Here is a 3,052-nt window from a genome sequence, read left to right as displayed (position 1 = left end):
CGCTGCGTGAATTCGCTATGCCCGGCCAAAAAGCCGACCTTAAGGTTGGCGACGAAGTCGAAGTCTTCGTTGATCGCGTAGAAAATATGAACGGCGAAGCCATGCTCAGCCGTGACCGTGCCCGCCGTGAAGCGGCTTGGGACGTTCTTGAAGGCGAGTTCGACGCTGGCAACCGCGTTGATGGTGTCATCTTCGGACGCGTTAAGGGCGGCTTCACCGTTGATCTTGGCGGCGCAGTGGCCTTCTTGCCCGGCAGCCAGGTTGACGTCCGTCCCGTACGCGACGTCGGTCCGCTCATGGACATCGCACAGCCATTCGTCATCCTCAAGATGGACCGCAAGCGTGGCAACATCGTTGTGTCGCGTCGCGCCATCCTCGAAGAAACACGCGCCGAGCAGCGCACTGGCCTCATCCTAAACCTTGCAGAAGGTCAGATCATCGACGGCGTTGTCAAGAACATCACCGATTATGGTGCGTTCGTCGACTTGGGCGGTATTGATGGCCTGCTGCACGTCACGGACATCAGCTACAAGCGTATCAACCACCCAAGCGAAGTCATCAACATTGGTGACACCGTTAAGGTTCAGATCGTCCGTATCAACAAGGATACACAGCGCATCAGCCTTGGCATGAAGCAGCTGGAAAGCGATCCTTGGGATGCCGCTGTTGCCAAATACCCAGTCGGCACGAAGCTTAAGGGTGCGGTCACGAACATCACCGAATATGGTGCGTTCATCGAACTCGAAGCCGGTATCGAAGGTTTGGTCCACGTTTCGGAAATGTCATGGACAAAGAAGAACGTACATCCTGGCAAAATCGTTTCGACCTCACAAGAAGTCGACGTTGTCGTTCTCGACATCGATATGGAAAAGCGCCGCATTTCGCTTGGTATCAAGCAAGCGCATGACAATCCATGGGCATCGTTTGCGGACAAGTTCCCCGTTGGTTCGACTGTTGAAGGCGAAGTAAAGAATGCGACCGAATTCGGTCTGTTCATTGGTCTCGACGGCGACGTTGACGGCATGGTCCATATGTCTGACATCGCATGGGGTATCACCGGCGAAGAAGCTTTGCACCTTCACCGCAAGGGCGAAACCGTCAAGACAATCGTTCTGGACATCGACGCAGAAAAAGAACGCATTTCGCTTGGTATCAAGCAGCTTGAAAAGGGTGCCCCATCGGCAGCCGGTGCTGCTTCAGCTGGCGGCTTGAAGAAGGGTGCAACGACCACCGTTACTGTCCTTGAAGTGCGCGATGGCGGACTTGAAGTGCAAGCAGGCGAAGATGGCGCAACTGGTTTCATCAAGCGCGCTGACCTTGGCCGTGACCGTGACGAGCAACGTCCGGACCGCTTCCAGGTTGGTCAGAAGTTTGACGCGATGATCACCGGTTTCGACCGTTCGAAAAAACCAAACTTCTCGGTCAAAGCACTGCAGCTGGCTGAAGAAAAGCAAGCCGTTGAGCAATATGGTTCGTCGGATTCCGGCGCATCGCTCGGCGACATTTTGGGTGAAGCGCTCAAGGGCGCAAAGAAGTAAGCTTCGGCTGAAAACATCATCCGAGTTTTCGGATCGGAAACCCGCTCTTTTCCCAAAGAGCGGGTTTTTTGATGCCTAAGGACACGAGATGACTGAAATATCATTGTAATATTCAAAAACTTCTGCCATTTTGGCCTCATGATTCTAAATTCACAATCAAAAGTCACGCCACCCCCAAAATGTAGCCAGTAAGAATAGGACACCGCATGATCCGTTCCGAGTTAATCAAGAAGCTGGAAACCGAAAATGTGGAACTGAAAACAGAGGAGATCGAAAAGATCGTCGATCTGTTTTTTGGTGAAATAATCCAGAGACTTGCCGATGGCGGTCGCATTGAGTTGCGAGGCTTTGGCGCATTTTCGACGCGTGACCGCAGTCCGCGTAAGGGCCGCAACCCGCGCACGGGCGCTTCTGTTGAGGTGCCATCAAAGCGCGTGCCCTATTTCAAGCCCGGCAAAGAAGTCCGCGAACGCCTCAACACATAAGGAGTTTGTGCAAAGGCACTTGACCGCGCGGGCGTAATGCTGTCTGCGCGTGGTTAAGCGGATGTGGCGGAATGGTAGACGCTACAGACTTAAAATCTGTTGTCCGTAAGGGCGTGCGGGTTCGAGTCCCGCCATCCGCACCATTTTGCCGTTTTTGGCTATGACCGGCCCCCACTGAGTGGTCCGTGTTAATTGTTAGTGCATGATTGCCTCCTTGGCCAGTGCTGGCCGCAGGTGGAGCGTAGCGGAACCGGAGGACGGCACTGGCCAAGGGACGGTCTGTGGTGCGGGTGGGCGATAAGCAAGCGAGCTATGTGGTCTGACAGTATTGTAATGCCGCCGCCATGCTTCAATCAGGACTGGGCTTACGGCCCCTCGTGCGTGTCGACCCTGCTTCTGTCGTCATCTATGCCCAAAACTGATAAAATTCTTGTGGTAATTTCAGCCTCAAAAACAGCTAGAAATCTACCTGCTCATAATGCTTGGGAGGTGTGATGACTTCCATCCGCTCGGACAATAAAGGCCGGAAACTGGGGCGAGATTTGAACATAGCGAACCACGCTTTAGTCTGCTCATGTCCGTTCCAATCGATTCCGCCCAGATAATCGGCAACGGAAATTTGCGCAGCAGCGGCCAAATCAGCCATCGTGATTGTTGAGCCAGCCAACCACGCACGGTGGTCAATCAAATAGTCGATATAATCGAGATGCCCGTTGGCTAGCTTCATCGCTTCGCGCAGAACTTTGGAGTCGGGGGGCTGCCGATCAATGAGCCTTTTCTTCATCCGTTCATGCAAAAGTGGCTGCGTGACGTCGCCGTAAAACTGCTCGTCAAACCAAGCTACCAGCCTACGGGTTTCAGCACGATATTGCGCAGTTCCGCTGATCATGGGATTGAAGGATACGGTCTCGTCAATATACTCAGAAATGGCGACCGAATCTACGAGCGTGATATTGCGTTCGGAATCGCGCATTACCGGCGTCCGTCCGGCTGGGTTCATTTGTAGAAACTCATCCCGCTGTTCCCAGG

The 3,052-nt window shown here is 53.6% G+C and carries 3 protein-coding genes, 1 tRNA gene and 1 pseudogene; 3 read left to right on the top strand and 2 right to left on the bottom strand.

Annotated elements, in window-relative coordinates; translation table 11 throughout:
* From rpsA to ACIQ2T_RS12920, 3 genes are all read left to right on the top strand, one after another.
* Nucleotides 1-1,538 (top strand): 30S ribosomal protein S1 (gene rpsA / locus ACIQ2T_RS12930; protein WP_397591160.1); only part of this gene is annotated, 1,538 nt, incomplete at its 5' end.
* 206 nt (nt 1,539-1,744) lie between these two features.
* The gene (locus ACIQ2T_RS12925; protein WP_397591159.1) at nt 1,745-2,023 is read left to right on the top strand and encodes an integration host factor subunit beta; all 279 of its coding nucleotides are present in this window, start codon (nt 1,745-1,747) and stop codon (nt 2,021-2,023) included.
* Between the two features lie 57 nt (nt 2,024-2,080).
* Nucleotides 2,081-2,166 (top strand) — tRNA-Leu (locus ACIQ2T_RS12920).
* 52 nt (nt 2,167-2,218) lie between these two features.
* Here ACIQ2T_RS12920 and ACIQ2T_RS12915 read toward each other — a convergent pair.
* Nucleotides 2,219-2,395: pseudogene (locus tag ACIQ2T_RS12915) on the bottom strand (integrase core domain-containing protein); the annotation flags it as partial.
* 85 nt (nt 2,396-2,480) lie between these two features.
* Nucleotides 2,481-3,052 (bottom strand): glutathione S-transferase family protein (locus ACIQ2T_RS12910; RefSeq protein ID WP_397591158.1); only part of this gene is annotated, 572 nt, incomplete at its 5' end.

Source organism: Sphingorhabdus sp. (assembly GCF_044357595.1).
Classification (GTDB): Bacteria; Pseudomonadota; Alphaproteobacteria; order Sphingomonadales; family Sphingomonadaceae; genus Sphingorhabdus_B.
Note: the sequence above shows the minus strand (reverse complement) of the source record. Positions and strands in the feature narration are given on the sequence as shown.